The 25,409-nt window shown below is 70.9% G+C and carries 20 protein-coding genes; 10 read left to right on the forward strand and 10 right to left on the reverse strand.

Annotated elements, in window-relative coordinates:
- Nucleotides 1–167 precede the first annotated feature (167 nt).
- The 3 genes from SRB5_RS21600 to SRB5_RS21610 form a co-directional block, all read right to left on the reverse strand.
- Nucleotides 168–2,096: an oxidoreductase gene (locus SRB5_RS21600; RefSeq protein WP_153454520.1), complete on the reverse strand. Its 1,929-nt coding sequence runs from the start codon at nucleotides 2,094–2,096 to the stop codon at nucleotides 168–170.
- 31 nt (nucleotides 2,097–2,127) lie between these two features.
- On the reverse strand, nucleotides 2,128–3,702 hold the full coding sequence (locus SRB5_RS21605; RefSeq protein WP_153454522.1) for a purine-cytosine permease family protein: 1,575 nt from the start codon (nucleotides 3,700–3,702) through the stop codon (nucleotides 2,128–2,130).
- Nucleotides 3,703–3,926: 224 nt separating this feature from the next.
- Nucleotides 3,927–4,724: an SDR family NAD(P)-dependent oxidoreductase gene (locus SRB5_RS21610; RefSeq protein ID WP_153454550.1), complete on the reverse strand. Its 798-nt coding sequence runs from the start codon at nucleotides 4,722–4,724 to the stop codon at nucleotides 3,927–3,929.
- A 223-nt stretch (nucleotides 4,725–4,947) separates the two neighbouring features.
- Here SRB5_RS21610 and SRB5_RS21615 point away from each other — a divergent pair, with 223 nt between their 5' ends.
- The 4 genes from SRB5_RS21615 (at nucleotide 4,948) to SRB5_RS21630 (ending at nucleotide 9,510) form a co-directional block, all read left to right on the forward strand.
- Nucleotides 4,948–6,837 (forward strand): protein kinase domain-containing protein, encoded by a 1,890-nt coding sequence (locus SRB5_RS21615; protein ID WP_153454552.1) that lies wholly within the window; start codon nucleotides 4,948–4,950, stop codon nucleotides 6,835–6,837.
- Nucleotides 6,838–6,916: 79 nt separating this feature from the next.
- Nucleotides 6,917–7,246, forward strand: a complete 330-nt coding sequence (locus SRB5_RS21620) for a CU044_2847 family protein (protein ID WP_194292986.1) — start codon at nucleotides 6,917–6,919, stop codon at nucleotides 7,244–7,246.
- 105 nt (nucleotides 7,247–7,351) lie between these two features.
- Nucleotides 7,352–7,525 (forward strand): hypothetical protein, encoded by a 174-nt coding sequence (locus SRB5_RS21625; protein WP_153454554.1) that lies wholly within the window; start codon nucleotides 7,352–7,354, stop codon nucleotides 7,523–7,525.
- A 146-nt stretch (nucleotides 7,526–7,671) separates the two neighbouring features.
- Nucleotides 7,672–9,510 (forward strand): HEXXH motif domain-containing protein, encoded by a 1,839-nt coding sequence (locus SRB5_RS21630; RefSeq protein ID WP_194292987.1) that lies wholly within the window; start codon nucleotides 7,672–7,674, stop codon nucleotides 9,508–9,510.
- 7 nt (nucleotides 9,511–9,517) lie between these two features.
- On the opposite strand, the gene fxsT is transcribed toward SRB5_RS21630, so the two are convergent.
- From fxsT to SRB5_RS21650, 4 genes are read right to left on the reverse strand one after another with little or no spacing between them, the layout of a single operon-like run.
- Nucleotides 9,518–13,936, reverse strand: a complete 4,419-nt coding sequence (gene fxsT / locus SRB5_RS21635; protein ID WP_153454559.1) for an FxSxx-COOH system tetratricopeptide repeat protein — start codon at nucleotides 13,934–13,936, stop codon at nucleotides 9,518–9,520.
- Nucleotides 13,936–15,066, reverse strand: a complete 1,131-nt coding sequence (locus SRB5_RS21640; RefSeq protein ID WP_323378256.1) for an AAA family ATPase — start codon at nucleotides 15,064–15,066, stop codon at nucleotides 13,936–13,938. The genes fxsT and SRB5_RS21640 overlap by 1 nt, the downstream gene beginning before the upstream one ends.
- Nucleotides 15,063–16,544, reverse strand: coding sequence for a VMAP-C domain-containing protein (locus SRB5_RS21645; RefSeq protein ID WP_323378257.1), 1,482 nt, complete (start codon nucleotides 16,542–16,544; stop codon nucleotides 15,063–15,065). Before SRB5_RS21645 ends, SRB5_RS21640 begins: the two co-directional genes overlap by 4 nt.
- A gap of 44 nt (nucleotides 16,545–16,588) precedes the next feature.
- Nucleotides 16,589–17,536 (reverse strand): effector-associated domain 2-containing protein, encoded by a 948-nt coding sequence (locus SRB5_RS21650; protein ID WP_153454563.1) that lies wholly within the window; start codon nucleotides 17,534–17,536, stop codon nucleotides 16,589–16,591.
- Nucleotides 17,537–17,960: 424 nt separating this feature from the next.
- Between SRB5_RS21650 and SRB5_RS21655 the strand changes: the two genes are divergently transcribed.
- Together SRB5_RS21655 and SRB5_RS21660 are read left to right on the forward strand one after the other, a co-directional pair.
- Nucleotides 17,961–18,212 (forward strand): hypothetical protein, encoded by a 252-nt coding sequence (locus SRB5_RS21655; protein ID WP_323378259.1) that lies wholly within the window; start codon nucleotides 17,961–17,963, stop codon nucleotides 18,210–18,212.
- On the forward strand, nucleotides 18,209–18,604 hold the full coding sequence (locus tag SRB5_RS21660) for a helix-turn-helix domain-containing protein (protein WP_323378260.1): 396 nt from the start codon (nucleotides 18,209–18,211) through the stop codon (nucleotides 18,602–18,604). The genes SRB5_RS21655 and SRB5_RS21660 overlap by 4 nt, the downstream gene beginning before the upstream one ends.
- A gap of 3 nt (nucleotides 18,605–18,607) precedes the next feature.
- On the opposite strand, the gene SRB5_RS21665 is transcribed toward SRB5_RS21660, so the two are convergent.
- Genes SRB5_RS21665 through SRB5_RS21675 form a run of 3 tightly spaced genes read right to left on the reverse strand, consistent with a single transcriptional unit; the run spans nucleotide 18,608 to nucleotide 21,564 of the window.
- The gene (locus SRB5_RS21665; protein ID WP_153454604.1) at nucleotides 18,608–19,345 is read right to left on the reverse strand and encodes an FAD:protein FMN transferase; all 738 of its coding nucleotides are present in this window, start codon (nucleotides 19,343–19,345) and stop codon (nucleotides 18,608–18,610) included.
- Nucleotides 19,346–19,373: 28 nt separating this feature from the next.
- Nucleotides 19,374–20,090 carry an FMN-binding protein gene (locus tag SRB5_RS21670; protein WP_153454565.1) on the reverse strand — a complete coding sequence of 239 codons (717 nt, stop codon included), beginning with the start codon at nucleotides 20,088–20,090 and terminating at the stop codon, nucleotides 19,374–19,376.
- 49 nt (nucleotides 20,091–20,139) lie between these two features.
- On the reverse strand, nucleotides 20,140–21,564 hold the full coding sequence (locus SRB5_RS21675) for a ferredoxin reductase family protein (RefSeq protein ID WP_153454567.1): 1,425 nt from the start codon (nucleotides 21,562–21,564) through the stop codon (nucleotides 20,140–20,142).
- 127 nt (nucleotides 21,565–21,691) lie between these two features.
- Here SRB5_RS21675 and uraD point away from each other — a divergent pair, with 127 nt between their 5' ends.
- Genes uraD through SRB5_RS21695 form a run of 4 tightly spaced genes read left to right on the forward strand, consistent with a single transcriptional unit; the run spans nucleotide 21,692 to nucleotide 24,857 of the window.
- Complete coding sequence (gene uraD, locus SRB5_RS21680) at nucleotides 21,692–22,207, forward strand: 2-oxo-4-hydroxy-4-carboxy-5-ureidoimidazoline decarboxylase (protein WP_323378262.1); 516 nt, start codon at nucleotides 21,692–21,694, stop codon at nucleotides 22,205–22,207.
- Nucleotides 22,204–22,548 (forward strand): hydroxyisourate hydrolase, encoded by a 345-nt coding sequence (gene uraH, locus SRB5_RS21685; protein ID WP_153454569.1) that lies wholly within the window; start codon nucleotides 22,204–22,206, stop codon nucleotides 22,546–22,548. The genes uraD and uraH overlap by 4 nt, the downstream gene beginning before the upstream one ends.
- The gene (gene pucL, locus SRB5_RS21690; RefSeq protein WP_153454571.1) at nucleotides 22,549–23,460 is read left to right on the forward strand and encodes a factor-independent urate hydroxylase; all 912 of its coding nucleotides are present in this window, start codon (nucleotides 22,549–22,551) and stop codon (nucleotides 23,458–23,460) included.
- 14 nt (nucleotides 23,461–23,474) lie between these two features.
- Nucleotides 23,475–24,857, forward strand: coding sequence for an 8-oxoguanine deaminase (locus tag SRB5_RS21695; RefSeq protein ID WP_153454573.1), 1,383 nt, complete (start codon nucleotides 23,475–23,477; stop codon nucleotides 24,855–24,857).
- The last annotated feature ends 552 nt before the right edge of the window (nucleotides 24,858–25,409 follow it).

Consider the following 25,409-nt stretch of genomic DNA (forward strand, 5'->3'; position numbering starts at 1 on the left):
CACACTTTTGCATGCAATCTTGTGTACGACAAGAGGTTCGGGGAAATATCCGTGGCGTTTGCAGATACCTCCGAACCGGGGGCTGTCACGGCCGACTTGGTATGTCCGGACAGCCCTCACCCGGCCGTGACCGCCGGTGACGGTGCACGGCCGGGCAGTAGTGCGGATCAGATGAGGCGGGCGGCGAAGTACGCCGAATGCAGGGCGTCGTAGACCCGCCCGTGCTTCTGGGCCGAGCCCACGGCCACGACGGGCACACCGGCCCGTCCGAGGTCGTCCTTCAGGGTGGTCGGGGCCGCCTCCCGGCCCAGCGCCAGCACGACGGCGTCGGCGTCCACGAGCTCGCCGCCGGCCAGCTCCACCTGCTTCTCCGCCACGGCCACGACCTCGGCGTCCGTACGGACCGTGACCCCCGCCTCCGCCATCCGGCCCGGCAGCGAGAACACGTCGTACTTCACCTCGTCGCCCCGCATCAGCGCGCCGGCGGCCTCCAGCACGGTGACCTCGGTCCCGGGGATCTCCGCGAGCCGCAGCGACGACTCGCACCCCTGGAACCCCCCGCCGACCACGACGACCCGCCGTCCCGCGAGCTCCTCGCGCCGGGCGGATATCTCCCCCGGCCCCAGGACCGGGGGTACGCCGGAGACGGGCCCGCCGAAGGTCCGCTGCGGGGCACCGGTGGCCAGGACGACCTGCTGGAAGCCGTCCGCCAGCGCGGCGGCGTCGGCGGCCTCGCGGCGCACCTCGATGCCCCGGCGCTCCACCTCGTGCACCAGGTGCTCGCGCAGCCCCGCCAGGTCCTGCTTGACCGTCGAGCCCACGGCGTGGTTCAGGGCGCCGCCCAGCTCACCGGGCTCGAACAGGACGACGGTGTGCCCGCGGTCGTGCAGCGCTGCCGCCGCCCGCAGCCCGGCCGGCCCACCGCCCGCCACGGCCACCCGCAGCGGGGTCGCGGCGGTGCCGACCGGGAACCGGCCCTCCTCGCCCATCTGCGGGTTCACCGTGCAGCCCGTACTGCGCTTGAGGTCCAGCCCCCGGTGCAGACAGCCGTCGTTGCACCGGATGCACGGGACGATCTCCAGCCGCCGCCCCGTGCGGGCCTTCTCCGCCCACGCCGGGTCGGCGATCATCGCCCGGCCCAGCGACACGAAGTCGGCGCTGCCCGAGGACACGACGTCCTCCGCGACCTCCGGGGTGACCAGGGAGCCCGAGCCGATCACCGGGACCGTCACGGCCGCCTTGATCTTCTCCCAGCCCCAGCGGTGCGGCTGGCGCTCCATGAACCAGCCGCTGACCTCGTACTCCATCCGGGCGTGGTGGCCGCCGGAGGCGTGGATGACGGTGACGCCGTGCTCCTCGAGCCTGCGGCACAGCTCGACGGTCTCGTCGATCGTGATGCCCCCGGGCTCGTAGTCGCTGACGGACACCCGCACGCTGACCGGGAAGTCCGCCGGCACGTTCGCGCGGACGCTGTCCACGATCTCCAGCAGGATCCGGGCGCGGTTCTCCGCGGAGCCGCCGTATGCGTCGGTGCGGTCGTTGGTGAACGGGGAGAGGAAGTTGGTGATCATGTAGCCGTGTCCGGCGTGGATCTCCACCAGGTCGAACCCGGCCGCGTACACCCGCCCGGCGGCCTCGCCGAAGCTGCGGACCACCCCGGCGATCTCGTCGGGCGTCATCGGCTCCGGCGTCACGCCGAAGGACATCTCGGCGACGTCCCAGGACGAGCGCGACGCGGACTTCATGGGCGCGGTGCCGAGGAAGCGCTGCCGCCCGCAGTGCACCAGCTGCAGCCCGGCGCGGGCGCCGGTGGCGCGGATCTCGTCGGCGAGCCAGCCGAGGCCGGCCACATGGTTCTGGTTGCTGGCGCCGGGCTGTCCGTGGATGGACTTGCTGGCGTCGTCGTCGACGTAGGTGTACTCGACCATGACCAGGCCGGGACCGCCCTCGCCGAGGGCGCGGTAGTGGTTGACGGTCCGCTGCGAGACGGTGCCGTCGGGGTTGCAGGTGGCGGTGGTGTTGGGGGACTTGACGATCCGGTTGCGCGTGGTCAGCGAGCCGATCGTGCCGGGGGTGAACAGGGCGTCGAACGCCATGGGAAGCCTTTCGGTTACGGGACTCGGGACCTCAGCGGCCGGCGCCGGGCAGCAGCGCGGCGGTCGCGCACTCGTCGCAGACGGCGGCGCCGCCCGCGGCGGGCTCGCGGTCCATCTCCAGCACGACGTACGACTTGGCGCAGCCGTGGCATTCGGCGTACGTGCCCGCGGGGTCCGCGACCTCGTCGCGCGGGTCGTCGGCGCGGGACACGGCGGGCAGCAGCTTCACCGCGGCCGCGTACAGCACCACGCTCGCGACCAGCGCGACCGGCGTCGCGCCGGAGGCCAGCAGCGGCGGCACACCGGACGCCTCGGCCAGCGTGATGCCGAGCGCCGCGGACACCACCCACACGCCCAGCCCCCAGGTCACCCGGGGCAGCCGCCGGGCCCGGAACTCCGGACCGTCCTTCCGGTCCTCCGGGACCAGCCAGTAGTGCGTGAGCGCGACGCCCACCCAGCTGACGAGGAACACGCCCTGCCAGGTCAGGGCGTCCTGGAGATACGCGAACACGTCCGTCAGCATCAGCAGGAACACCACCACGGTGGTGTACGCGACCAGCGTGCGCCGGTGCGGCCGGCGGCCGGTGATGTTGGTGATCAGCCGGCCCCAGTTGGACGACGCGGCGTAGTAGTTGAGGCTGTTGATCCGGGCCTGGGAGACCGCGATCAGGATCAGCCCGGCCACCCCGAGTGTGGCGATGATCGCCGTGACGACACCGGTCTCGGCGGTCGGCTCGTCCGGGACGGCGGCCCGGACCAGGAAGATGCCGGCGGCGCCGTTGACCCCGTAGAGCCAGGCGTAGAACACCCAGCCGAAGGTGACGCGGCGGTGGAACTTCTCGTCCTCTTTGCGCGCGAACCGGGCGAAGTCCACCGTCATCGGCATCGACAGATAGATGCCCATGTAGAGGATCGTGCCGAGCAGCCAGCCGGGCATGGCGCGCGCCTCGGGCGGCACCACGCCCTCGAACGACAGCCACTCACCGCTGTGCTCGAAGCGGAACGCGGCGACGATCACGGCGGCCGCGATCCCGACGACGTACAGCGGCAGCAGGACGCCGTTGAGGCGGGCCATCCAGGTCTGCACGCCGCCCAGCATCAGCGGGAGCATGGCCAGCGCGACGACCGCGTACCAGATACGGATGTCCCAGTCCGGCGTGTAGTGCTGGAAGGCGACCGCGAGGGTGCTGGACTCGAACACCGCGTAGTACGTGGTGTTCGCGGCGATCAGCAGGGCGGTGAGCGAGGCGCCGAGGACGCCGAACATCCGCCGGGAGAGCAGGGTCGAGTTGAGGCCGCTGCGCCGGGCCCAGCCGGTGAACAGGCTGTTGATCAGGGAGTACGTGACGATCGAGACGCCGATGGCGATCAGGGCGTCGGTCGTGCCGTACAGGCTGGCGGCGAGGGCGCCGTAGAAGAGCCAGACGAGGGCGCTGAGCAGGGACCAGAAGGACATGGTCAGCTGCCAGCGTCCGACACGGGCGGTGAGCGGGACGACGTGGTTGCCGTAGTCGTCGGCCTGCTGGTCGGCGACGACCGCGGGGTCGTCGGTGGTGCGCGTTCTGAGGGGGATGCGGGTCCGGGTGGTTTCCGGGGCAAGCGACATGGTCGCTCCAAGTGGGTCTCGAAGGGCAGTCCGGGGCCGTTCAGAAGTGCATGCACGAATGAATACACTTACGCTCCGGGGCCTCGTCAAGGCATCCGAGACGGATTTTGCTACTCCGTTAATCCTCCGTTAAACAAGCTCTGACCTGCGGTTTTATGGCATGCCGCAGACCGCCCGGTGAGGGTTCCGGGCGGTCTGCGGAGCGTGACCTAAGGCCGGCCCGGTCAGCGGCCGACCCGTCCGCCGGGGCGGGCGATACCGCGGATCGCCAGGCCGCTGTCGGCGGTGATCATGGTGCCGGTCATCACCCCGGCGTCCGTGCGCGAGGCCAGCAGGGTGAAGACGCCGCCGTACGCGTCGGTGTCGGGCACCTCCTGCAGCGGGAGGGCCTCCTTCGTGCCGTCCAGCACGGAGTCCGCCATGCCCTGGCCGAGCGCCGAGGTGCCGCGCAGCCGGGTCGGGGCGACGCCCGGTGCCACGCCGTTCACCCGGACGTCCGGGGCCAGTTCGTACGCCAGCTGGCGCACCAGGCCCTCGACGGCGTGCTTGGACGCGGTGTAGAGGACGCCGCCGCCGGCCGCGCTGGAGCCGGCGAAGGAGCCGGTGAGGATCACCGCGCCGTGCGAGGCGATCAGCGCGTCGAGGGCGGCGCGGACGCCGAGCATGGGGGCCAGGACGTTGACGCCGAAGAGCTCGCCGAACGCGGCGGGCAGGGCGTCGCCGGGGATGTCCTCCAGGGGGCGGGCGGAGTCGGTGATCCCGGCGTTGCCGACGAACACGTCGAGCCTGCCCCAGGCGTCCAGGGCGGTGCGGACGGCGCGGACGTTCCCCTCCCAGGTCGCGACGTCCGCCACCACCGGGATCACCGCCTCGCCGAGCTCGGCGGACAGCTCCCCGACCCGCTCGGTGATGTCGACGGCGACCACCCGCGCGCCCTCGGCGGCGTAGCGGCGCACGACGGCCCGCCCGATACCGGATCCGGCACCGGTGAGGACCACCGTCTGTCCGTCCAGAACGCCCATGCGGAACTCCTGATCAACGAGATCGAAAGGTGGACACACTTTTGCATGCACTTTTGGCTGTGACAACACCCTGTCCACCGCTCGACCGTCCGCGCGTGCGCGTCACGGGCCCTTCCGTTCGCTCACCAGCCCGACTGGCAGGGGGATTCGCCGGCGCGATACCGTCGGCCGGAATCCGGCGCGCCGCGCGCCGGTCGTGCGCGAACGGTGTCCGGGGGGACTCATGACGGATCAGCGCTCTGTGCCACCGGGCGCCCTGGAAGCGGCGGGCGCGAAGCCCGTCGGGCCCGGTGACCCGTACCGGGTGGGCCCGTACGTACCGCTCGGCGTGCTCGGCAGCGGCGGGATGGGGCGCGTCTACCTCGCCCGGCCGGTGGACGGGCGGCCGGGGCTGGGGGCCGTGAAGGTGATCCGGCCCGAGTACGCGGAGGACGCCGAGTTCCGGCAGCGGTTCGAGCGCGAGGCCGCCGTCCACGACCGGCTCCGCGGTCCGCACACGCCGCGGCTGCTGGGGACCGGGTTCGACGACGGCGTGCTGTGGATGGCGACGCAGTACATCCCCGGGATCAGCCTCGCGGAGGCCGTGCGCGACGGCGGCCGGCTGGGGGTGTCGGGGCTGTGGCTGCTGGTGGCCGAGCTGGGCCGGGCGCTGATGGCGCTGGACGAGGCCGGGGTCGTGCACCGGGATCTCAAGCCGTCGAACGTGATTCTGTCGCAGCGCGGGGCGCACGTCATCGACTTCGGGATCTCCCAGGCGGCGGGCGGCAGTTCGATCACCGTGTCCGGCAGCCGGGTCGGGACGCCCGCGTACATGTCGCCCGAGTATCTGCGCGACGGCCGCTGCGACGCCGCCTCCGACATCTTCTCCCTCGCCTGTACGGCCGTCCACGCGGCGACGGGCCGGGCCCCGTTCGGCGACGGGACCGGGGTGGACGTGATGCACCGGGTGGCGTTCGAGGAGCCGCGCGGTGAGGTGATGGGCGAGGTCGCGGCCGTCGACCCGTCGCTGGCGGACCTGCTGGCGACGTGCCTGGCCAAGGACCCGGCGGCGCGGTTCACCGCCGCCCAGCTCACCGCCGTGGCCGGCGACCGCGCGGCGGGCGCCGACTGGCCCGAGCCGCTGGGCGGGCGGCTGCGGATGCGGGCGCAGGCGCGGGAGGCGCTGGAGGGGGCGGCGACCGCCGCGGGGCAGACGCATCCGGACACGCTGCGGGTGCGGCCGCCGACGGAGATCACCGGGACGCCTACGGGGGGTGCGGTGCCCGTGCCGCCCGCGGGCGCCGCACCGACCGGGGGCGGGGTGCCCTTCGGCGGTCCCGTGCCGCCCGTACCGCTGGCGGGGGCGCGGCCTCCGCACGCCGGCTTCGGCCCGCCACCGGCGCCCGCCCCGTCCCCGTACCAACCGCAGCCCACGCCCACCCCCGTCTCGTACGGCGTGCCCCCGTTCAACGGCCCGCCGACCGGCTCCGACGACTCCACGCTCGCCCACGGCGCCCGGCGCGGCCGGGGCCGCCGCTATCTGGCGGGGGTCGCGGGCCTCGCGGTGTGCGGGGTGGCCCTCGGCGCCTTCCTGGTCACGCGCGACTCCGGCGACCAGGACCCGGTCGCCGCGACGGCCTCCCCCTCGGCCTCCGCGACGGACGCCACGGACGAGCTGCAGCCGGTCCCGCTCGACAGCGCCTCGGCGAAGGCGAAGGCGAAGAAGAAACCGAAGGACACCAAGCCCTCCGCCTCCCCGACCAGCACCCCCTCCAAAACCCCCTCGGCCGCACCCTCCAAGACCTCAGGCAGCACCTCGGGCGGCTCAGGCGGCACGGCCCCGAGCCCCACGGCCGCCAAGACCCAGGCCCCGCCACCGCAGCCGGCTTGGATCACACAATGCACTTATTACGGCGGCACGGAGACCACCGACTACGGCGACACCGGCCAGCGGGTCGTCCAGGTCCAGTGCATGCTGGTCAAACGCGGCTACGGCGTCGGCGCCTCGGGCGTGGACGGCGAATTCGGCAACGACACGAAGAACGCCGTCCGCGCCTTCCAGACGGCCAAGGGCCTGGAGATCGACGGCGTGGTGGGCCCGATGACGTGGGCGGCGCTGCGCAGCACGACCTGACCGAACGCTGTAGTGACCCGTCCCACCGTCCCCTATCCTGCTGCTGTTGCGGACAACGGGCAGAAACGGGGCGGGCGTTGTGTCGTATGTGATCGAGGTGCCGGTCGAAGGCAGTGAGTCCGTCCGGGTCGAGGTCTCGGAGAACACCGACGGCGTGGTCCGCGTGGCCCGCCCGGGCCAGGTGATGGCGGTGGCCCAGGAAAGCCTCCAGCAGTCCCTCGACAAGATCCGCCCCGTGGCCGCGGCGGTCTGGGAGAAGCTGCGCGACATGCCCCGGACCCCGGACAAGGTGTCCGTGGAGTTCGGTATCAAGCTCTCGGCGGAGGCCGGAGTGATCGTCGCCAAGGGCGCGACAGAAGCGAACTTCGTGGTGACGATGGAGTGGAGCCACGATCCCGGGGGCGAGTGATCCGGGCCATCAGGAGAGGGTCCCCTTCCCTCGTTGTCTGTACACGGGCATGATGGAAGGTGTGGCCTGCCGCCAAGGGTCCCACCACACAGGGGGTTTAGCCGGATGGATCGCGCGGAGCATGACATAACGACGGAGCTGGTGAACGTGGCCGGTCTGTCCATGGACGAACTGATGCGATGCCCGTCGGGCGACCTCGATCAGTCGGTACGACGCCTCCTGCTCCACGTCGATCTGCCGGTGCCGCTGACGGCCGCCCAGAATTCCGGGAGCTGCTGAGCGGATCTTCGGCTCACCCGCGAGTGATGGTCGTTGCCGCTCCGACTGGAGGCCGTTAGTTGAGGAAGACGAGTCAGCCGCGATTACCTTCTGCTCCCATTCAGGCGGAAATGCGGGAGGAATTCGGTGACAGGCACCAGTTGCCGATGGAGTCCTTTCTCCAGCTGTCCACGGGCGGGGGAGACCGGGAGACTCTCGGAGCGCTGCGTGACGGCCAGAAGAGCAAGCGCCTGATCCTGCTGCGCATGGTGCTCGACGCCGTCGTGGCCGATCCCGCCGCCATGGGCCCCCTGCCTTCGGCGCACTCCGCCTGGCAGCTGCTCAGCCGAGTGCAGTACGAGGACCCGGGGGCCTTCGAGGCGGTCCTGATCCACCCTTCGACGGGCGTCTGGGCCGCTCATGTATTACGACGCCTGCGGGGCGTGAAATCCAGCGACGTGCCCCTGTGGACCGAGGCGGGATACCTCCACACTCTCGCCGCCACAGCGGCAATCCGCGCCGGCATGGAATTCCACGCCCGGGTACCCGTGCCCGACGGCCGCACGCTGCATCTGCCGTCCCTGGGGACGGCACGGATCCCACAAGCCGACACCGGCAGGGCGAGACCGTATGCCGCGACCGTGCGAGCGGCGGGTCGGAGAGCCGGCCGCGTTGCCGTCGTCTCGCCCCGAGGGGCCTGTGTACTGCTGCCGGAGTCCTTGGACTCGTCGCGGCCCGGCTGGCGCCCCCTGCCGTACGCTCGTGCCACACACGGCGGGCAGAGCCTGCGGCTGGCACTCGACGACACCGATCCGTACGCGCCGTTCGTGGCGGAACGGCAACCGGTCGTCCAGAACGTGCAGAGCCGGCATCGCTGGCAGACCCTGATCCAACAGGGGTGGGAGCGGCTGGTCCGGAGCCAACCCGACGTCGCGGGCGGCCTCGCGGACGTGATGTGTGCCCTCGTCCCGCTGGACCCCGTCGTGAGCGGGGAACCCTACAGCGTTACCTCCCCCGAGTCGTTCGGCAGCGCGATGATGCAGCTGCCCACCGACGCGACGACCCTGGCCGCCAGCCTGATCCACGAGTTCCAGCACGTCAAACTAGGTGCCCTGCTGGACCTGGTCACCCTCACCCGAGAGACGGGCGACACGCTTCACTACGCGCCGTGGCGGGTCGATCCACGACCGGCCGCGGGGCTTCTCCAGGGTGCCTACGCCCATCTGGGCATGGTTTCGTTCTGGCGCCGGTACCACGCGACGGCCGATGGGCAGGAAGCGCAACGAGCGGAGTTCTGCTATGCGTTGATGCGTCGGGGCACCCTCGCCGTCCTGGACGACCTGCTGACCTCCGGGCAGCTGACCCAGCTGGGGATCCGGTTCGCAACAGGTATGCGGGACTGTCTGGTCCGCTGGTGTGCGGAAACCCTGTCGCCGGCGGCCGAGTCGGATGCCGCCCTGGTGGCGGCGGACCATCTGGGCGTCTGGCGGATACGGAACTGGCGGCCACCGGAGTCCGACGCGGTATCCCTGGCGCAGCGCTGGTCGCACGGCCTGCCGCCGAGCCGGTTCGACGCCGGGGAACCGCTGCTGCGGGCCGACGCTCTGCCGCGCGAGCCGGCGGTGCGCTCCGAGCTCGTGAAACTGCGCTGGGAAGACCCCGGGAGATTCACCTGGCTGCGCCGGCACCCCGAGTCGCTGGGTGCGACGACGGCGGACATCGCCCTGCTGGACGGTGACTTCGACAGGGCCCTGCGCGACTACCGACGACAGGTGATCGCCCGGCCCGAGGAGACGGCTTGCTGGATAGGCCTGGGCCTCGCCGCCCGGGGACATGGGGACGGCCCCGCGGCCGACGCGCTGCTCAGCCGGCCCGAGCTGGTGCGGGCGGTGTATCTGCGGCTGGTGGACGAGGCCACGCCGGCCGATCCCTGCGAGGTTGCCGGCTGGATCGGCGGGCGGCATGCGGAGCAGGCGGTGGCCGGGCCACCGCCCTACCTGAGGTGACCGGTCGTCAGATCAGGTACACCTCCGCATCGCAGTCGGCTCGCTCGTTCCTGGTGGCGGCCAATGTGGCCGGATGCTCCTGCCCGAGTACCTGCCGCAGCGACGAGAGCGTCGCCGCGTACAGGGTCTCGGCCCGGTTGGTCTTGCCCAGCCCGCGCAGGTCGGCGGCCAGGTTCAGCGCGCAGGCCAGAGTCATCGGATGGGACTCGCCGAGTGTCTCGGTGGCGCGGCGCAGCGTCTCCTCGTCCGCTTCGGCGGCTGCCTGCGCGTCGCCCAGCGTGAACAGATCACTGGCCAGATTGATGGCGACGGCGAGGGTATAGGGGTGGTTGGGGCCGACTGTGGCGATCAGTCCGTCCCGCGCCTGCCTGTTCAGGTCTGCCGCCCGCTCGGTCTCTCCCTTGCGGCGCAGGGAGATCGCCAGGTTCGTCATGGTCCCGAGAGTGAACGGGTGCTCCTCCCCGAGGGTCTGCCTCATCAGGTCCAGGGTTTTCCCGCCCAGCTCGACGGACTCGTCCAGATTGCCTGCCTGGCGCTGGGCGATCACGAGGCTCGACGCCGCGGACAGGGTGTCGATGTGTTCGCTGCCGTAGCGGCGCTCGTTGCGCTCCCAGGACTCGGTGCCGGCCGCAAGCCCGCCCTCGTGGTCACCCGCCTTGCGCCGCGCCTCACCGAGATGACGAAGAGCCATCAACGTGATGGGCGTTTCCTTGCCCGCCAGTTGCTCGAACCGGATCGAGTTGTTCTCCTGCATCTCGCTGGCACCCACGTAGTCACCGCATTCGCGCAGGTCCACCGCGAGCAGGCTGACCAGCATCATGGTGAGCAGGCTGTCCTCGCCGAGGGCGTCGACCGCGTACTGGAGATTGACCGCGTCGAGGTCTCGAGCGGCGGTGAAGTCTCCGGTGAGGCGTAGAGCCGTCCCGTAGTCCACAGCTGCCGCAATCGTCACCGGTTCGCGATCGCCGAACGAGCGCACGGCCTGCTCATAGGTTTCCTTGTTGAGCTTCGCGGAGGACGCGAAGTCTCCGGAGGCGCGCATGTCGACGGCCACGGCCCGGGCCGCGAGCAACGTGTCCTCGTCGGCATCGCCGCGAGTCCGGCGCCTGCGCTCGAGGCTGTCCGTGTTCAGTTCCTTGGCCTCGGAATACCGGCCGAGTGCACGCAGAACGTGACTGCAGTAACGGGCTACGGTCAGCGTCTGGGGGTCGTCGGGACCGATGCTGACCCGCCATGTGCGCAGCGCGTCCTGGGCGAGCTCGAGACAGGCGTCGTGGTCACCCCAGGTGAACAGGTAGGTAACGGTGTTGACCACAAGGCTTCGCACCCAGTGGTTGTCGCACTCGACCGCTCCCGATGCCCGGATGTGGGGCAGCAGTTCGGCGTATCGAGGCCAGTTCCTGGTCACATTCGGCTCGCCCGGGTCACCGCCCGAGAGCAGCAGATGGGCCGCGTGACGCATCTGCTCCCGCTCGGCGGGCGGCATCTGGTCGATGAGCACTGCCTGTACGAGTCGGTGCAGTTGGATGCTGTTCGTACGGTGGTCGATACGAGCCAGTGCGTACCTGTTGATTTCGCGCAGGGCTTGTCCCAGCCGGATGGGGTCGCTCAGCACCTCGCCCAAGAGGCCGGGGAGTGCCGCGTTACGGCCGGCCATGAAGAGGCTGCGGGACACTGGTTCGGGCGCGAAATAGGAGCAGACCTGAAGGATTTGGAGAGCACCCGGGTTGGTGTCCTTCAGCCGGTCGAGCGAGACGTTCCAGGCCGCTGCCACGGGCAGCTGGTAGTCCATCGGCGGGGCAAGTTCAAGCAATTCGGAACGACGACCCTCGAACTCTTCCTTCTTCCCGAGGAAGAGGTCGAGATACTCTTCGGCGGGCATGCCCGTCTCGGTCAGCCAGACAGCGGCCTGTTCGATGGCGAGTGGAAGGTCGCCGAGTTCATGAGACAGTCGCTCCGCCTGCTCATCGGTGAGTTCCGGTCCTCGACGCCGCAAAAGCTCAACGCTCTCCGCGCGATCGAAAACATCTACCTGGACGGTCCGTGCCATGTTAACCCATTGTCCATTTCGGGAAGTTACCAGGATGCGTCCCGTACCACCGTGTGGAAAGAACGGGGTGACTGTTTCCGGGCTTTCGGCGTTGTCGAAAACCAGGAGCCAGTTGCGGTAGGGCTTACCCACCCGTAGGGCTTCCAGCACGGCCGGCACCGCTGTATTGGCCTCGATGCTGGTGGGTAGTCGCAGACGCTGCGCCAGATCCACAAAGGCGGCGCGGATTTGCGCAGGCTGTTCGGCGGGTATCCACCAGACGATGTCATAGTCAGAACTATGACGATAAGTGTATTCGATGGCAATTTGGGACTTGCCGACGCCGCCCATGCCCTGCAGTGCTTCCGGCAGAACAGCCGTGGTGCCCTGGGTCAGCCGAGTATGCAGATCCTGGAGGGAGAGCACCCGCCCGGTGAAGTTAACATTCCGGGGCGGAACATTCCCCCAAACGGGTGGCGGGCTGCCTGCCTTGCGCCGTTCGGCGATGGCCCGCTCCACCGGACTCAGCGTAGTGGGCGTGTTTGCGTCGTTCATTGAACCAGGCTCTCCTCTGTCCTCCGCTGAGTGCCCATCGGGCATCAGTGTTCCCTGTTCGGAAACGGTTCGAAAATGCTGTCCTTTGACCGTTTCCGGACGTGGTTCGGACACAGGCTTTTTCGGCAGAGTGGATCGCCCAGATTGTAGGGGATCAACACCGCCGTCCTGTGCCGAGAATCGCTGTGCCCCACCCAGTCGGTCCGCCCAGGTGCGGTATGGTCCCGACAAGCCGCTGAGGCCCCGGACGAACGGAGCGAAGTCCTCGCTCGCCCCTGCCGGCACCGTCACCCGCTGCGATGACGAGGGTGTAGTGAGTACCCGAACGAGGTCCCCCATCTCAGGGACTGACACCGACAGGCGGGTCAGGACGAGTCGCATCACCTCTGCGGTGGCGGCTCGCCCACAGGTGGCGAGGAGTTCCTCGGCCACCCCCGGAAGGAAGGCGTATCGATGTGCTGTCGCCGCGAACGGATTGGCTGCCGGCCGGTTCTCCGCGACGAGCAGCCCCGAGCTCAGTACCTCGGCCATGTGCGCGGGGCGTGAGCCCGGTTGGGTCAGCTGCTGGACCGTCTCCATGACCGCGAGGTCCAGCGGCGCGACCGAGAGCTGTTGTGCGAGCTTGAACGCTGTCGGAGAGGCCCCGGCCCGGAACTGCAGGACCCGCTCGGCCGGTGTCTGCGGGTGTTCCGGAGCGAATTCGTCGTCCGGCTCGAGGCCGTAGTCCTCCGGATCGGGCGGACCCGGTACGGACAGTACGTGTGCCCCGGACCAGTCATCGCCGTCACCCACCAGAAGGTGTGCCCAGCGCGCCAGCCAACGCGGTGTGAGCTCGATGACCGGCACGGCCGCCCCGACGACGGCATCCGAGTCCGTGGTGCTCGCCGTGCAGCGGGCGCCGTGCGGCAGCGGCCCGACCGCGTGCAGCCGGGCGTCGCGCGTGGTCATCCAGGTCCGGTACCAGGACCGGTGGGGGAGCAGATCCACCACGACCACGGGAGCGTTTTCACTCCAGTGGGTGATGAGTCGTTGCGCCTCACCACGCTGCCAGGCCGCCCCTGTGCCGTCCGTGAGTACCATCACGGCCCGGCGCCGAGGGGGCAGCGCCGGATCGGTGAGGTCGAACTCGGGGGCCTCGGGGCCGGGTCCGTGGAGTCGCAGATCCGACTCCCGGTCCGTGTCGAGCAGCCGGATGTCGAGTGTGCGGAAGGCGCCGAGGCCGCCGAGTAACCGGCTGAACTCGTTCACACTGTGCCGCCAGGCGGCCATCGACGGTGCGGTGTCCACGACCAGTACCAGGTCCAGCCAGCGTTCGCGGGCCGGCCGGTACCGGGGCAGCCGAGGCTCGCCCTCCGCGAGGGCCTCGGCGGTCCGCTCCTCGTCGAGGACCAGGTCGTGCGCGGAAGCTACGGTGCGCCGGAGGGGGCGCAGGGCCCGCTCCAGCATCCGGGGGTTCTCCAGGCCTGGGACCGACGTCCATACGGCGGTGGCGATGGCGTCGACGGACGGCAGGTGGGGCAGCGGGACCGGTGTGTCGGAGAGGCCCGTCGCCCCGGCCGGTGTCCACGGCGGTGGTTCGGCCGGCGTCGACCGGCGTGGTGCGTCCGGTGCCTTCCGCTCCTGGTCCCACGGGGGCGTGGGGGAGGGAGCCGGGCGCGGCGACTCGCGGGGGCGGGTGTTCCGCCGCGGTTGCCGGGGGGTCGCGGGCCCGGTGCTGCGGGGGCGGCTGCGCCCGGCCAGGCACATGGCGAGCCACAGTCCGTCGGCGAGCTCGTACGACGTCAGGTCCGCGCTGCCCGGAGGGTCTGGCGGAGGCGTCGGAGCCGACGGGGTGCCGGCCATCACGGCCTCGTCGTGTCGAGGCTGCGCCACAGCGAGTCGACGAGCCGACTCCAGTGTTCGTCCTCCTCGAAGCCGTCGGACGTGGCGAGATGGACGCTGTTGAGCAACTGGTCGGCGCTCAGCCCTCCCTCACGAGCGCTGCGGGAGGCGAAAAGCCGGACGAGTTCCTCACCACGGGCACCGGCCCGCGGCCCGAACCGTGCCGCGACCATCGCGGCGAGCTGCTCGGTGTCCGGAGGGGGGAGTTCGAGGCGAAGACACCGGCGCAACAGGGCGGGTGGAAATTCCTTTTCCCCGTTGGAGGTGATGAGGATCAGCGGGAAGGCGCGGCAGCGTACTCGGCCGCCGGTGATTGTCGCCTTCATGCCGGGATCGGAGGTGAGTACGTCGGCCGCCGGTTCACGGGAGGCTATTCGTACCAGCTCGGGGATGTCGTACTCGCCCTCCTCGAAGATGTTGAGCAGGTCGTTCGGGAGGTCGATGTCGCTCTTGTCCAGCTCGTCGATGAGAAGTACGCGTGGCAGTCGATACGGCAGCAATGAGGTGCCCAGTGGCCCGAGCCTTACATAATCGCCCACGGCGGCCGGCCCGGCATTCGTTAAGCCATCCGCGGGTAAGGGGTGTCGCGCCTCGACGGCGGCGCGATGGGCGGCTGCGTCCTGGGCGCGTCCGATGGCGTCGTATTCGTACAGCCCGGATTTCAGGGTCGTGCTCGTGGTGATCGGCCAGCGCAGGACGCGCCCCAGCCGCAGCTCCCGCGCCACGCGATAGGCCAGGCTCGACTTTCCCGTGCCGGGGCGCCCCGTGACCAGCAGCGGGCGGCGCAGATACAGGGCCGCGTTGACCATGTCCGCCTCGTCCACGTTGACCGGCCGGCGCGGGTCCCCGTCCCGCAGCGGCGGGCCGATGCGCCGGGTTGTCTCCGCCTCGTCCTCCGCCGGCCGGTCCTGGAGCGGACCGCCCTTGAAGTCGCGCCAGGGCGGCGGAACCATGAGAACGTCGTCGAGGTCGCGGGCCGCCATCTGGCGGCCGTCGCCGTGGTAGACCCACCACGGTGCGGGGGACTGCGGGCGGGTCTCCTGACCGGTGTCTGGGTCGGACATGTCGTCCGTGGGTGGGCCGTCACTCACTGGCTGTGTCCTTGTCTGCGCTGCGGCGGCTGGAAACGACGTAGGGGCACGTAGGTGTTGTTCGGGTCGTCTATCAGTACGAGCACATGATCCGCAAACAGCTCGTGGACCTTGGTCGCCAGCAGGTTCAGCTGGTCCGCCGTGAACAGGCGCGTCGCCAGCTCGTCGAGTGTCGGGGCGGCAGCGGACGAGCAGGTCCACAGCATGGCCGGAACCCCCTCCCGCAGGGCGACGTCGTAGGAGTGGATGACCCCGGGCTCGGGTTTGCGTGGAGCGTCGAGCAGGGCGAGCGCGACCACTCGTCCGTCCCGGTCCCGGCCCAGCACGTCCTGCAGGGCGGACGGGCTCAGACCGGCCGGTCCGCCGCAGGTGTGCCAGGAGCACTCGTGCGGGGTGTCCCGCATGCTGCGCCAGCGTTTCTTCAGTACGCGCTGGATCGACGGGTCCCGCTGCCGCTCCAGACTGCGGATCACCGTCTGGTAATGGCGAACCAGGGGGCGCGGCAGACCGGTGGAGCGATGGGTGGCGAATTCCCCCACAGGCAGGTCGACCAGGTCCCGGCCCAGCAGGAACTCCAGTTGCACGGGTGTGTCGAGGCCGGCCAGGGACGCCTCACCGCTGGAGATGGCGCGCTCCACGGTCATCTCCAGATCCCCGTCGGAGCACGCGAAGTCGAGGAAGTCCGGACGGGCCGGGGCACGGACATCCTCCTTCGTCCATGACGACACCAGATACCCCTCAGTGTCGTCCTCACTCCCCTGCTCGATCTGTATCGCCAGGTAGGCGATGCCGTCGGGCGGTTCGGCCCCCACGGGTACGAGCGCGCCGCGCGCCGCGCTCAGGGTGTCCCGCAGGCCGAGGCCGTCGGCGACGGTGTCGTTCCACAGCCGCAGCCGCCGGGCCAGGTGATCCGGGGCGAGCGCGGCGACCTGTTCGACGTACACCATGAAGGGGAACAGCCCGTCCGTTCGTGCGTTTGCCTCCGTCAGATGGTTGAAGGCCAGAACGATGTCCTCGTGTCCGGGCGGGAGCTGTTCGTAGCCGCCCCGTGCCTCCCGGTGGATCCGGCCGACCGGCACCTTGGGAGCCGTCCGCAGCAGCTCGTGGATCTCGTTCAGTTCGGCCTGGTCGAGTGCCGGCTGGACGAATGCCGGGGGGATGTGGCGGCAGAACGCCTCCGTGGACCGGGCACCCGGGGCGAAGAAACGGATCGTCTCGGCCAGCACCATGAGACCGCCCGGAATACCGTCGAGGGTCCGCACGATTTCGTAGAGCTGGCTCCGGGTGCCGGTGTTCTGCGGTACGAGCCCGTTGAGGTCGACGTTCAGCCGGTCGCCCGCCACCTCCAGACACTGGCGCCGGCGATCTGGTTCCCCCATGGGGTGGGTGCGTTCGAGTGCGTGCACGAGTCTGCTGGTGCGTGACCAGTCCGATGGATCATCGAGTAATTCCGCCATCCCCGTTTTCCTGTGAGACATCCAGGCGTGAACGGGCTCGGCCGGATCGAGTGTCAGAAGTCCTGTCACCGAAGCCCCTCCTCCGCGAACCGTCGCAATTCGTCGTCGATCGACCGGACGGTGCGCGAGTCACCCACCAAGGTCCTGACCGCGTCGATCAGTTCTTCGAGTCCTCCCTCGTGATCGCAGCTAGTACGTATCACGTGATACAAGTGCGCGTGTGAAGCGGGTCGTTCGGCCACCGTCCAGCCGATCTCCGGGCGCAGCAGCGACACCAGATCCTGCCGGCCGCCGAGTGTCGCGAACATCGGGATGGACGCGATCAGCCTCGCCAGTTCGGCGCACTGCCGTGCTGTCAGTTCATCCATGGCCGGCCGGTCCGGTGTGAGCAGGCCGGTGAGCGGTGTCCACTCGCGGGCGATGGCCGTGAGCGGGAACATCCAGGCGATCCGTTCGACGGACGAGTTGTACGCGGCGACGACCAGGCCGATGACGCCGCCGAGCCCCCGGTCCCAGACACCCGCGCCACTGAAGCCCCGCTGGATGGGCACGCCGTGTGCCCGGCCGTCCAGTTGGCGCCAGGCCGGGTTGGGGCCGCCGGAGCCCGTCGCGGTCGCCTCGACCCAGACGCCGTCGCCGAGGCCCGGGCTCGGGTAGCCGTACACGCTGACGTCGGTGGGGCCGGTGTCGTCACCGGCCATCAGCGTCGCCGGGCGGGCCTCGGCCGGCGTGTCGGGCGGCTCGAGTTCCAGGACCGCGATATCGCCGGACGCGGACAGGGCCGGGAACCAGCCGCCGGCGATGGTCCGGGCGGGGCGGGGGCGGGCGTCGCCGGAGGGGGAGAAGTCCACGTACACCGTGCTACCGGTCGGCACGATCCGGTCGTCGGGGTGTCCGAGAGCCTCGGTCACGACATGCGCGCAGGTGAGGATTCTGCCCGAGCCGATGAAGACGCCCGCACCGCAGAGGCCTTCGCCGCTGGGGCCCCGCACCCGCACGCGCCAGTCACCCATAACCCAGCACCCCCTCCAGGCTCGCGGGAGTACCCCTCCCCCGGTGGAGGCCGGATCAGTCGCTGAGCCTGGTCATTAATCTACGCACCCGGCATGGTCCCGGCGAGGGATTGCGTGGTACATCGTGAAGGGTTTGTCACCCGAGGTGTGCCGTCTGCCCAAGGATGTGACGATCTTTCGGACCCTCCCGGGCAGGGTACGGGAGGGTGGTGGTGGCCGAGCCGGCGGTCGCTTGGTCGGCGATGCCGGACGATCGCGTATCAATTCGAATAATCCCTGTGTGGCGCGTACAAAGGGGCTCGGCATCACCCCGTCGGCCGAACCCGGTCGGACCTTTTTCGCCGCTGATCGCCGGGGAGTCGTCCGTTAAGGTCGTGTCGGAGCCGTTGGGGGCACGCCAACGCCGTGACGCCATGGGGGCGCTGTGCGACTGAGAGTGGAGTTCACGACCGAGCCGTTCGACCTCGAACAGCCGCCCGCGCACGCCGTCGCGGCACGTGAGGTCGTGGAGTCGGCCGGGCTCGACGCCGTGGACGTCGGACCGTTCGGGAACACCGTCGAGGGCGGGACGCACGCCGTGCTCGCGACCGTCGACTCCGTGCTGCGCAAGGCGCTGGAGGCCGGGGCCACCCGGATCTCCCTGCAGCTCAACGTGGTGGAGGAGGACGGAGCGTGACCGACGACCACCCGTTCGTCGAAGCGGTACGGCCCCTCGTCGATGCCCTCGGCGGGGAGATGGTCGACCCCGCGGAGGCGGCCGGGGACGACGTGGTGCTCGCCTGGGAGGGCGAGGACGTGGTCGCCGTGCGGCTGCCGGCGCTGTCGGACTCGCTCGATCATCTGCTCGCGGAGCTGCGGCGGCGGCACGGGATGCCCCTGGCCGAGCTCGACCGCAGGACGAAGCAGCAGGTCGTACGGGTCCTGGAGACGCGCGGCGCGTTCTCGGTACGGCACGGGGTGGAGACGGTGGCGGCGGCCCTGGGGGTCAGCCGGTTCACCGTCTACAACTACCTCAACTACGTCAATGAGCAGCGGGCCAGGGAAGCGGGCATCGGTCCCGAGGGGTGATCGTCAGCCCAGCCGGCGGGCCAGGCCCTTGGTGTACCGCACCCCGTCGTCCGCGGTGATCAGCAGGGCCTCCGTCTCCGGCACCGACTCGAGCCAGTCCGGGGCGCGTTTCGAGCCCATCGCGAAGGCCGCCGTCGCCCAGCAGTCCGCCCAGGTCAGCGAGGGCGACACCACGGTCACCGACACCAGGTCGGTCTCGGCGGGCCGCCCGGTGCGCGGGTCGACGATGTGACGCCCGCGTTCGGCCGTACCGGAGGTGGCGACGGCGAGCCGTGCCGCGCCGGCCGCGGAGATCACCGCGGCCAGCTGCCGCGGGTGCAGCGGGTCGGCCACCCCGACCCGCCACGGCCGGTCCGGGCCGGGTACGCCGAGGAGCTGTACGTCCCCACCGCCGTTGAGGTTCACGCCGGTGGCGCCGGCCGCCGCGGCCAGCTCCGCGGCCCGCTCGACGGCCCAGCCCTTCACGATGCCCGTCGGATCCGGGCGCCCCGCGTAACGGGCGCTGAACCAGCCCTCGCTGATCCGCTCCGCCTCGGCCGCGAGGGCGAACACCTCGGCGACCTCCGGGTCGCAGTCGGCGAGCGCGAGTTCGCCGCGGGCGAGCCGGGAGACCTGGCTGCCCTCGCGGTAGGTGCTGAACACCTCGTCGACCCGGTGCAGCAGGGCGACCGCCTCGTCGGTCGCGGCCCGCACGGCCGCCTCCTCCCCGCCGCGGACGTCGAAGGAGAAGACGGTCCCCATCGCCTCCTCGACGCGGCGGTGCGCGCTCTCAGCCATCGACCCGGTCCAGGGCGGACTGGAGGGACTTGGTGTAGCCGTCGCTGGTGTAGGTGGCGCCGGAGACACTGTCGATGTCGGCGGTCTGTGCGGTGACGGTCTCCTTGTTGAGGGTGGGGACGGACATTTTGGTGATGTCGTCGTTGTGTCCGCCCTCGGGTGCCTGTACGGCCTCGGACTTGGTGATCTTTCCGTCGGTCAGGGTGAGGCGGACCTGGACGGGGCCGTATTTGGTCTGGACGGGTTTGCCGTCGACGGTGCGGGTGGGCCGGCCGAGGAGGCCGTCCTTCTTGGCCTTGTCGAGGGCGGACTGGAGGGATCTGCGGTAGCCGTCGCTGGTGTAGGTGGCGCCGGAGACGGTGTCGATGTCGGCGGTCTGTGCGGTGACGGTCTCCTTGTTGAGGGTGGGGACGGACATTTTGGTGATGTCGTCGTTGTGTCCGCCCTCGGGTGCCTGTACGGCCTCGGACTCGGTGATCCTTCCGTCGGTCAGGGTGAGGCGGACCCGCACGTCGCCGTACTTCGTCCGGACGGCGTCCCCCGTGGCCGTGTGGTTGCCGGCGGTCGCCTGCTTGCCCTGCGCGATGCCGGGGGCGGCGGCGTCCGGGGCCTGGGCCGCGTCCGGCTTCAGGGTCACCAGCAGGACGACGCCGGACGTGGTGGCGACGGTCGTCAGGATCACCCGTCTGACGGGGTGGTTCTTTCGCATGATCTGCGCTCCTGTGCTTCCGGGCTCGTGGGGGACGCGTGTCCGTGGCTCACATGTCGAACGACTCGTGGTGGATCCGGCGGGCGGGCACTCCCGCGTCGCGCAGCGCCTCGTACACGGCGCTCGAGAAGCCGGGCGGCCCGCACATGAACACGTCGTGCTTGTCGATGTCCGGCAGCATCCGGCGCAGTGACGTGCCGGTGATGTCGGGGCGTTTGCCGCGTGGGCTGTTGAGCGCGTGGAAGAGCCGCGCGCCGCGGGCGTCGGCTATCGCCGTGAGCTCGTTCCACAGGGCGAGGTCCTGCGGGGTGGTGGCCCGGTAGAGCAGGGTGATGTCGCCGCGCGCGCCCGGCAGCGTCTCGAACAGGGCACGCATCGGGGTGATGCCGACGCCGCCCGCCACCAGCAGCACCTTGCCCCGGCTGCGGCGCTGGGCGGTCATCGCCCCGTACGGGCCCTCGGCCCACACCCGGGTCCCGGGCCGCAGCGCGCGGACGCCGGAGCTGTGGTCGCCCATCGCCTTGACGGTGATCCGCAGCCGGTCCGGGCGGGGCGCCGCGGACAGGGAGTACGGGTGGGAGCTGAAGCGCATGCCCGGCGCCATGAACCGCCAGCGGAAGAACTGCCCCGCCTCGGCGCCCATCCGGTCCAGCTTCCGTCCGCTCATCACCACCGACACCACACCGGGCGCCTCCGCGATCACGGCCTCGACGCGCAGCCGGTGGCGGAGGTTGAGCCGGACGGGGGCGATGAGGCGGTGCCAGACGGCCAGCAGGGCGACGGACCCGTACAGCCCGTACCACAGGGCCTTCGCGACCGGCTCGGAGGCGAAATCGTTGCCGGTGGTGAGCTGATGGAAGAAGGTCAGGAACACCGCGGCGTACGTCAGCAGATGGACGTGGTACCAGGTGTCGTACGGCATCTTGCGGCGGACCCTGCCGACCGAGGTGACGGCGATGATCACGAGGAGCCCGGTGCCGATGGCGGCCTTGCCCATGTCCGGCATGTCCGTGACGGCGTCGACGGTCTGCCCGACCACACCGGTGAGGGACTCGCCCGCCTGCAGGGTGTAGCCGACCATCGTCAGGACGACGTGGGCGAGGACGAGGGAGAGCGTGTAGCGCCCGCTCATCGCGTGCCACCGCGTCACCCGGTCGGAACCCACCCGGCGCTCCAGCGCGGGCACCCGTGCCATCTGCAGGACGACGAGGGCGATCAGATAGCCGGCCAGCAGACCGGTGATCCGGCCCGCGGCCGTGATCCGGCCCTCCGTACCCGCGATCGAGGGGGTGTCGTGCCACCACAGCGCCAGTACTCCGGCGGCGCCGGCCCAGACGAGGGCCAGCAGGAGCGCCGCCGGGGAGCGGCGCCGTCTGATCCGGCGCGCGGCGCGTCCTCCGGCAAAACTGCTGCTCACGGTATGTCCTCTCACGCCATGCCTCGGGGGTGGGGGCGGAACGATGTGCGTTGGCATGGCGGGAACACTGCGGGACCCTACACGTACACGCATTCGGAATGGGTATGGACCAGCGTTTCCTTGACACGCGGTGTCTTCAACAAACTGTTGACGATTCCTCTCTGCTGTCTCTAGCGTGCGACGTGTGACGTCCAGCGCATCGCCGGGGCTCGCCCGGCTCAACGCCGCCGACCCGGCCACGGCCCGCCGGCTGCTGCACGAGGTCTGCGCCAGCACGGCCTGGGGCGCCGCGATCGCCGCCGGGCGGCCGTACGCCGATGCCGGGGCCCTGTACGCCGCGAACGACGCCGCCACGGCGGGGCTCGGCGACGCCGACCTCGACGAGGCCATGGCCGGACACCCGCCCATCGGGCGGCCGGCCCCCGGGGATCCGGCCTCCGCGCGGGAGCAGGCGGGGATGACGGGGGCGGCGGACGCGCTGAAGGCGGAGATGCTCGAGCTCAATCTGGCCTACCAGGAGCGGTTCGGGCACGTGTTCCTCATCTGCGCCACGGGGCTGAGCGGCGAACAGCTGCTCGCCGCGATCCGGGAGCGCGTCGGCAACACGCCGGAGCGGGAACGCGGGATCGTCCGGGAACAGCTGGGCAGGATCAACCGCATCCGGCTCGGCCGGCTGGCGGAGGGAGCACGGGACGTATGACCACGCAGACCTCGGTGTCCACGCACATCCTGGACACCAGCACCGGACGCCCGGCACCCGGGGTGCCCGTCACCCTGTCGGCGCGGGGCGGCGGTGACTGGACGGTGCTCGGGTCGTCCGTGACCGACGCCGACGGGCGGTGCCGGGACCTGCCGCCGCTGCCGGAGGGCACGGGCCGGGTACGGCTGGACTTCGCGACGGAGGCGTATCTGACGCGGGACGGCGCCGCCCCCGCGTTCTTCCCGGAAGTGACGGTCGCGTTCGCCGTCGTACCGGGCGAGCACTACCACGTACCGCTGCTGCTCAACCCGTTCGGCTATTCCGTGTACCGAGGGAGCTAGATGACAGCCCACGCCCACCCCGTCGTCCTCGGCCAGAACCAGTACGGCAAGGCGGAGAACCGCGTCGTCAAGGTCACCCGGGACGGCGACACCCACCGGCTCAAGGACCTCAACGTCTCCGTGTCCCTCTCCGGCGACATGGCGGAGGTCCACTACTCCGGCGACAACGCGAACGTGCTGCCGACCGACACCACCAAGAACACGGTGTTCGCGTTCGCCAAGAAGCACGGCATCGAGTCCGCCGAGGCGTTCGGTCTGCTGCTCGCCCGGCACTTCGTGGACAGCCGGCAGCCGATCCACCGGGCCCGGATCCGGATCGAGGAGTACACCTGGGAGCGGCTGGAGGGCTCCGGGCACTCCTTCGCCCGTACGGGCCGCGAGACGCGCACGGCGCAGATCACGTACGACGGCCGGGCGCCGGAAGTGCTGACGGGGCTGAAGGACCTCACCGTCATGAACACCACCGACTCCGAGTTCTGGGGCTTCGTCAAGGACCCGTACACGACGCTGCCCGAGGACCGCGACCGGATCCTCGCCACGTCCGTGTCCTCCTGGTGGCGCCACGCGTGGACGGGCGGGGAGGCGGACACGCCCGACTGGGACGCCTCGTACGACGGGGCGCGGGCGCATCTGCTGCGCGCCTTCGCCGACACGTACTCCCTGTCGCTCCAGCAGACGCTGTACGCGATGGGCTCGCGGGTGATCGAGAACCGGCCGGAGATCGACGAGATCCGCTTCTCCATGCCGAACAAGCACCACTTCCGGGTGGACCTCGAGCCCTTCGGGATGGCCAACGAGGCCGCCGACGGCGCTGTCTACCTCGCCGCCGACCGCCCGTACGGACTGATCGAGGCCACCGTGCTCCGCGCGGGCGCCGAGGCGCGGATTCCCGTCGACCTGACCAACCTCTGACCCGGGGGCACGCCATGAACGCAGCCCAGCGCACCGTGATCGAGAACTGTGCGATCGCCACCGTCGACGCGGCGGACACCGAGTACCCGAGCGGCCACCTCGTCCTCGCCGGCAACCGGATCGAGTCCGTGGGCCCCGGCGCCGCCCCGGCCGGCCTCGCCGGCGTCGTCCGGCGCATCGACGCCACCGGTCATCTCGCCACACCGGGGCTGGTCAACACCCATCACCACTTCTACCAGTGGCTGACCCGGGGCCTGGCCACCGATCACAACCTCTTCGACTGGCTGGTCGCGCTCTACCCCACCTGGGCCCGGATCGACGAGCCCATGGTCCACGCCGCCGCCCAGGGCTCCCTCGCGACGCTGGCCCGCGGCGGCGTCACCACCGCCATCGACCACCACTACATCTACCCGCGCGGCTCCGGCGACCTGTCCGGCGCGATCATCCGCGCCGCGCGGGACATGGGTGTGCGCTTCACCCTCGCCCGCGGGTCCATGGACCGCGGCGAGTCCGACGGCGGGCTGCCGCCGGACTTCGCCGTCGAGACCCTCGACGGGGCGCTGGCCGGGACCGAGGAGACCATCGACCGGTACCACGACGCGTCGTTCGACGCGATGACGCAGGTCGCCGCCGCGCCCTGCTCGCCCTTCTCCATCAGCACCGAACTCCTGCGGCAGGGCGGCGAACTCGCCCGGCGCAAGGGTGTGCGGATGCACACCCACGGGTCGGAGACCGTGGAGGAGGAGAAGTGGTGCCACGAGCTGTTCGGCATGGGCCCCACCGACTACTTCGAGTCCACGGGCTGGCTCGGCGACGACGTGTGGATGGCGCACTGCGTCCATATGAACGACGCCGACATCGCCGCCTTCGCCCGTACGGGCACGGGCGTCGCCCACTGCCCGTCCTCCAACGCCCGCCTCGCCGCCGGCATCGCCCGCGTCCCCGACATGCTCGCCGCCGGGGTGCCCGTCGGCCTCGGCGTCGACGGCAGCGCGTCCAACGAGTCCGGCGAACTCCACACCGAGCTGCGCAACGCGCTGCTGATCAACCGCCTCGGCGCCCACCGCGAGGCCGCGCTCACCGCCCGCCAGGCGCTGCGGCTGGGCACCTACGGCGGCGCTCAGGTCCTGGGCCGCGCGACGCAGATCGGGTCGCTGGAGGCGGGCAAGCTCGCGGACCTGGTGCTGTGGCGGCTCGACACCCTGGCCCACGCGTCGATCGCCGATCCGGTGGCGGCGCTGGTGCTGGGGGCGGCGGCGCCGGTCACGGCGTCGTTCGTGGACGGGCGGCAGATCGTGACGGACGGGCGGCTGACGACAGTCGACGAGGACGCGATCGCGCGCTCGACGCGGGAGTCGGCGCGGCGGCTGGCCCGCTTGCGTCCTTCCGGGGGGTGACTCCCGGCCTGCCGGCTCGGCGCGGTGCCGGTCAGTCGCCGTCGGGGCCGGGCGTGGGGTCCGCGCGGGGTCCGGTCGCGATTCCGGTCACGCCTCCGCCCGGCGGGCGGTTTCCCCGGCCGGGGGTGCGCTCCCGGTGGGTACGGGACGTGGTCGCCGCGGGCGTGGGCCGGCCGGGGGGCGTTGGCTGCCTGTGCCTCCGGCTGGGTGGTTGTATGGCGAGGGGGCGGGGGTGTGTGGCGTCGCGCCGCCGGCTCCCCGCGCCTGCGGGGCGGGTGGGTTGCCCACCCGCGGCCGCCCGTTTCGGGGTGACGTTGTCGCCGTAGCCGGCGGGGGGTGCGCCCCTGCGCGGGGGCGGTCTGCCGGGGGATGTGTGCGGCGTGGGCCGCCGGCTCCCCGCGCCTGCGGCGCGGGGCGGTTGCCCACCCACACACCGCCCGTTTCGGGGCGGCGGGGCTGGCGTAGCCGGCGGCGGGTGGGCGGTGTCCGTGGCGGGGCTGGCGTGCCTGGTGGTGGGGGGTGTCGGTGGTGGCTGGGGTGGGGTTGGCGTAG

The organism is Streptomyces smaragdinus, from assembly GCF_009604385.1.
GTDB lineage: Bacteria > Actinomycetota > Actinomycetes > Streptomycetales > Streptomycetaceae > Streptomyces > Streptomyces smaragdinus.

Bases quoted from the DNA above. Each gene is read 5' to 3' on its own strand.
- SRB5_RS21600 (WP_153454520.1), bottom strand. From the start codon at position 2,096: ATGGCGTTCGACGCCCTGTTCACCCCCGGCACGATCGGCTCGCTGACC.
- SRB5_RS21605 (WP_153454522.1), bottom strand. From the start codon at position 3,702: ATGTCGCTTGCCCCGGAAACCACCCGGACCCGCATCCCCCTCAGAACG.
- SRB5_RS21610 (WP_153454550.1), bottom strand. From the start codon at position 4,724: ATGGGCGTTCTGGACGGACAGACGGTGGTCCTCACCGGTGCCGGATCC.
- SRB5_RS21615 (WP_153454552.1), top strand. From the start codon at position 4,948: ATGACGGATCAGCGCTCTGTGCCACCGGGCGCCCTGGAAGCGGCGGGC.
- SRB5_RS21625 (WP_153454554.1), top strand. From the start codon at position 7,352: ATGGATCGCGCGGAGCATGACATAACGACGGAGCTGGTGAACGTGGCC.
- SRB5_RS21630 (WP_194292987.1), top strand. From the start codon at position 7,672: ATGGAGTCCTTTCTCCAGCTGTCCACGGGCGGGGGAGACCGGGAGACT.
- fxsT (WP_153454559.1), bottom strand. From the start codon at position 13,936: ATGGCCGGCACCCCGTCGGCTCCGACGCCTCCGCCAGACCCTCCGGGC.
- SRB5_RS21645 (WP_323378257.1), bottom strand. From the start codon at position 16,544: ATGTCTCACAGGAAAACGGGGATGGCGGAATTACTCGATGATCCATCG.
- SRB5_RS21650 (WP_153454563.1), bottom strand. From the start codon at position 17,536: ATGGGTGACTGGCGCGTGCGGGTGCGGGGCCCCAGCGGCGAAGGCCTC.
- SRB5_RS21665 (WP_153454604.1), bottom strand. From the start codon at position 19,345: ATGGGGACCGTCTTCTCCTTCGACGTCCGCGGCGGGGAGGAGGCGGCC.
- SRB5_RS21670 (WP_153454565.1), bottom strand. From the start codon at position 20,090: ATGCGAAAGAACCACCCCGTCAGACGGGTGATCCTGACGACCGTCGCC.
- SRB5_RS21675 (WP_153454567.1), bottom strand. From the start codon at position 21,564: ATGCCAACGCACATCGTTCCGCCCCCACCCCCGAGGCATGGCGTGAGA.
- uraH (WP_153454569.1), top strand. From the start codon at position 22,204: ATGACCACGCAGACCTCGGTGTCCACGCACATCCTGGACACCAGCACC.
- pucL (WP_153454571.1), top strand. From the start codon at position 22,549: ATGACAGCCCACGCCCACCCCGTCGTCCTCGGCCAGAACCAGTACGGC.
- SRB5_RS21695 (WP_153454573.1), top strand. From the start codon at position 23,475: ATGAACGCAGCCCAGCGCACCGTGATCGAGAACTGTGCGATCGCCACC.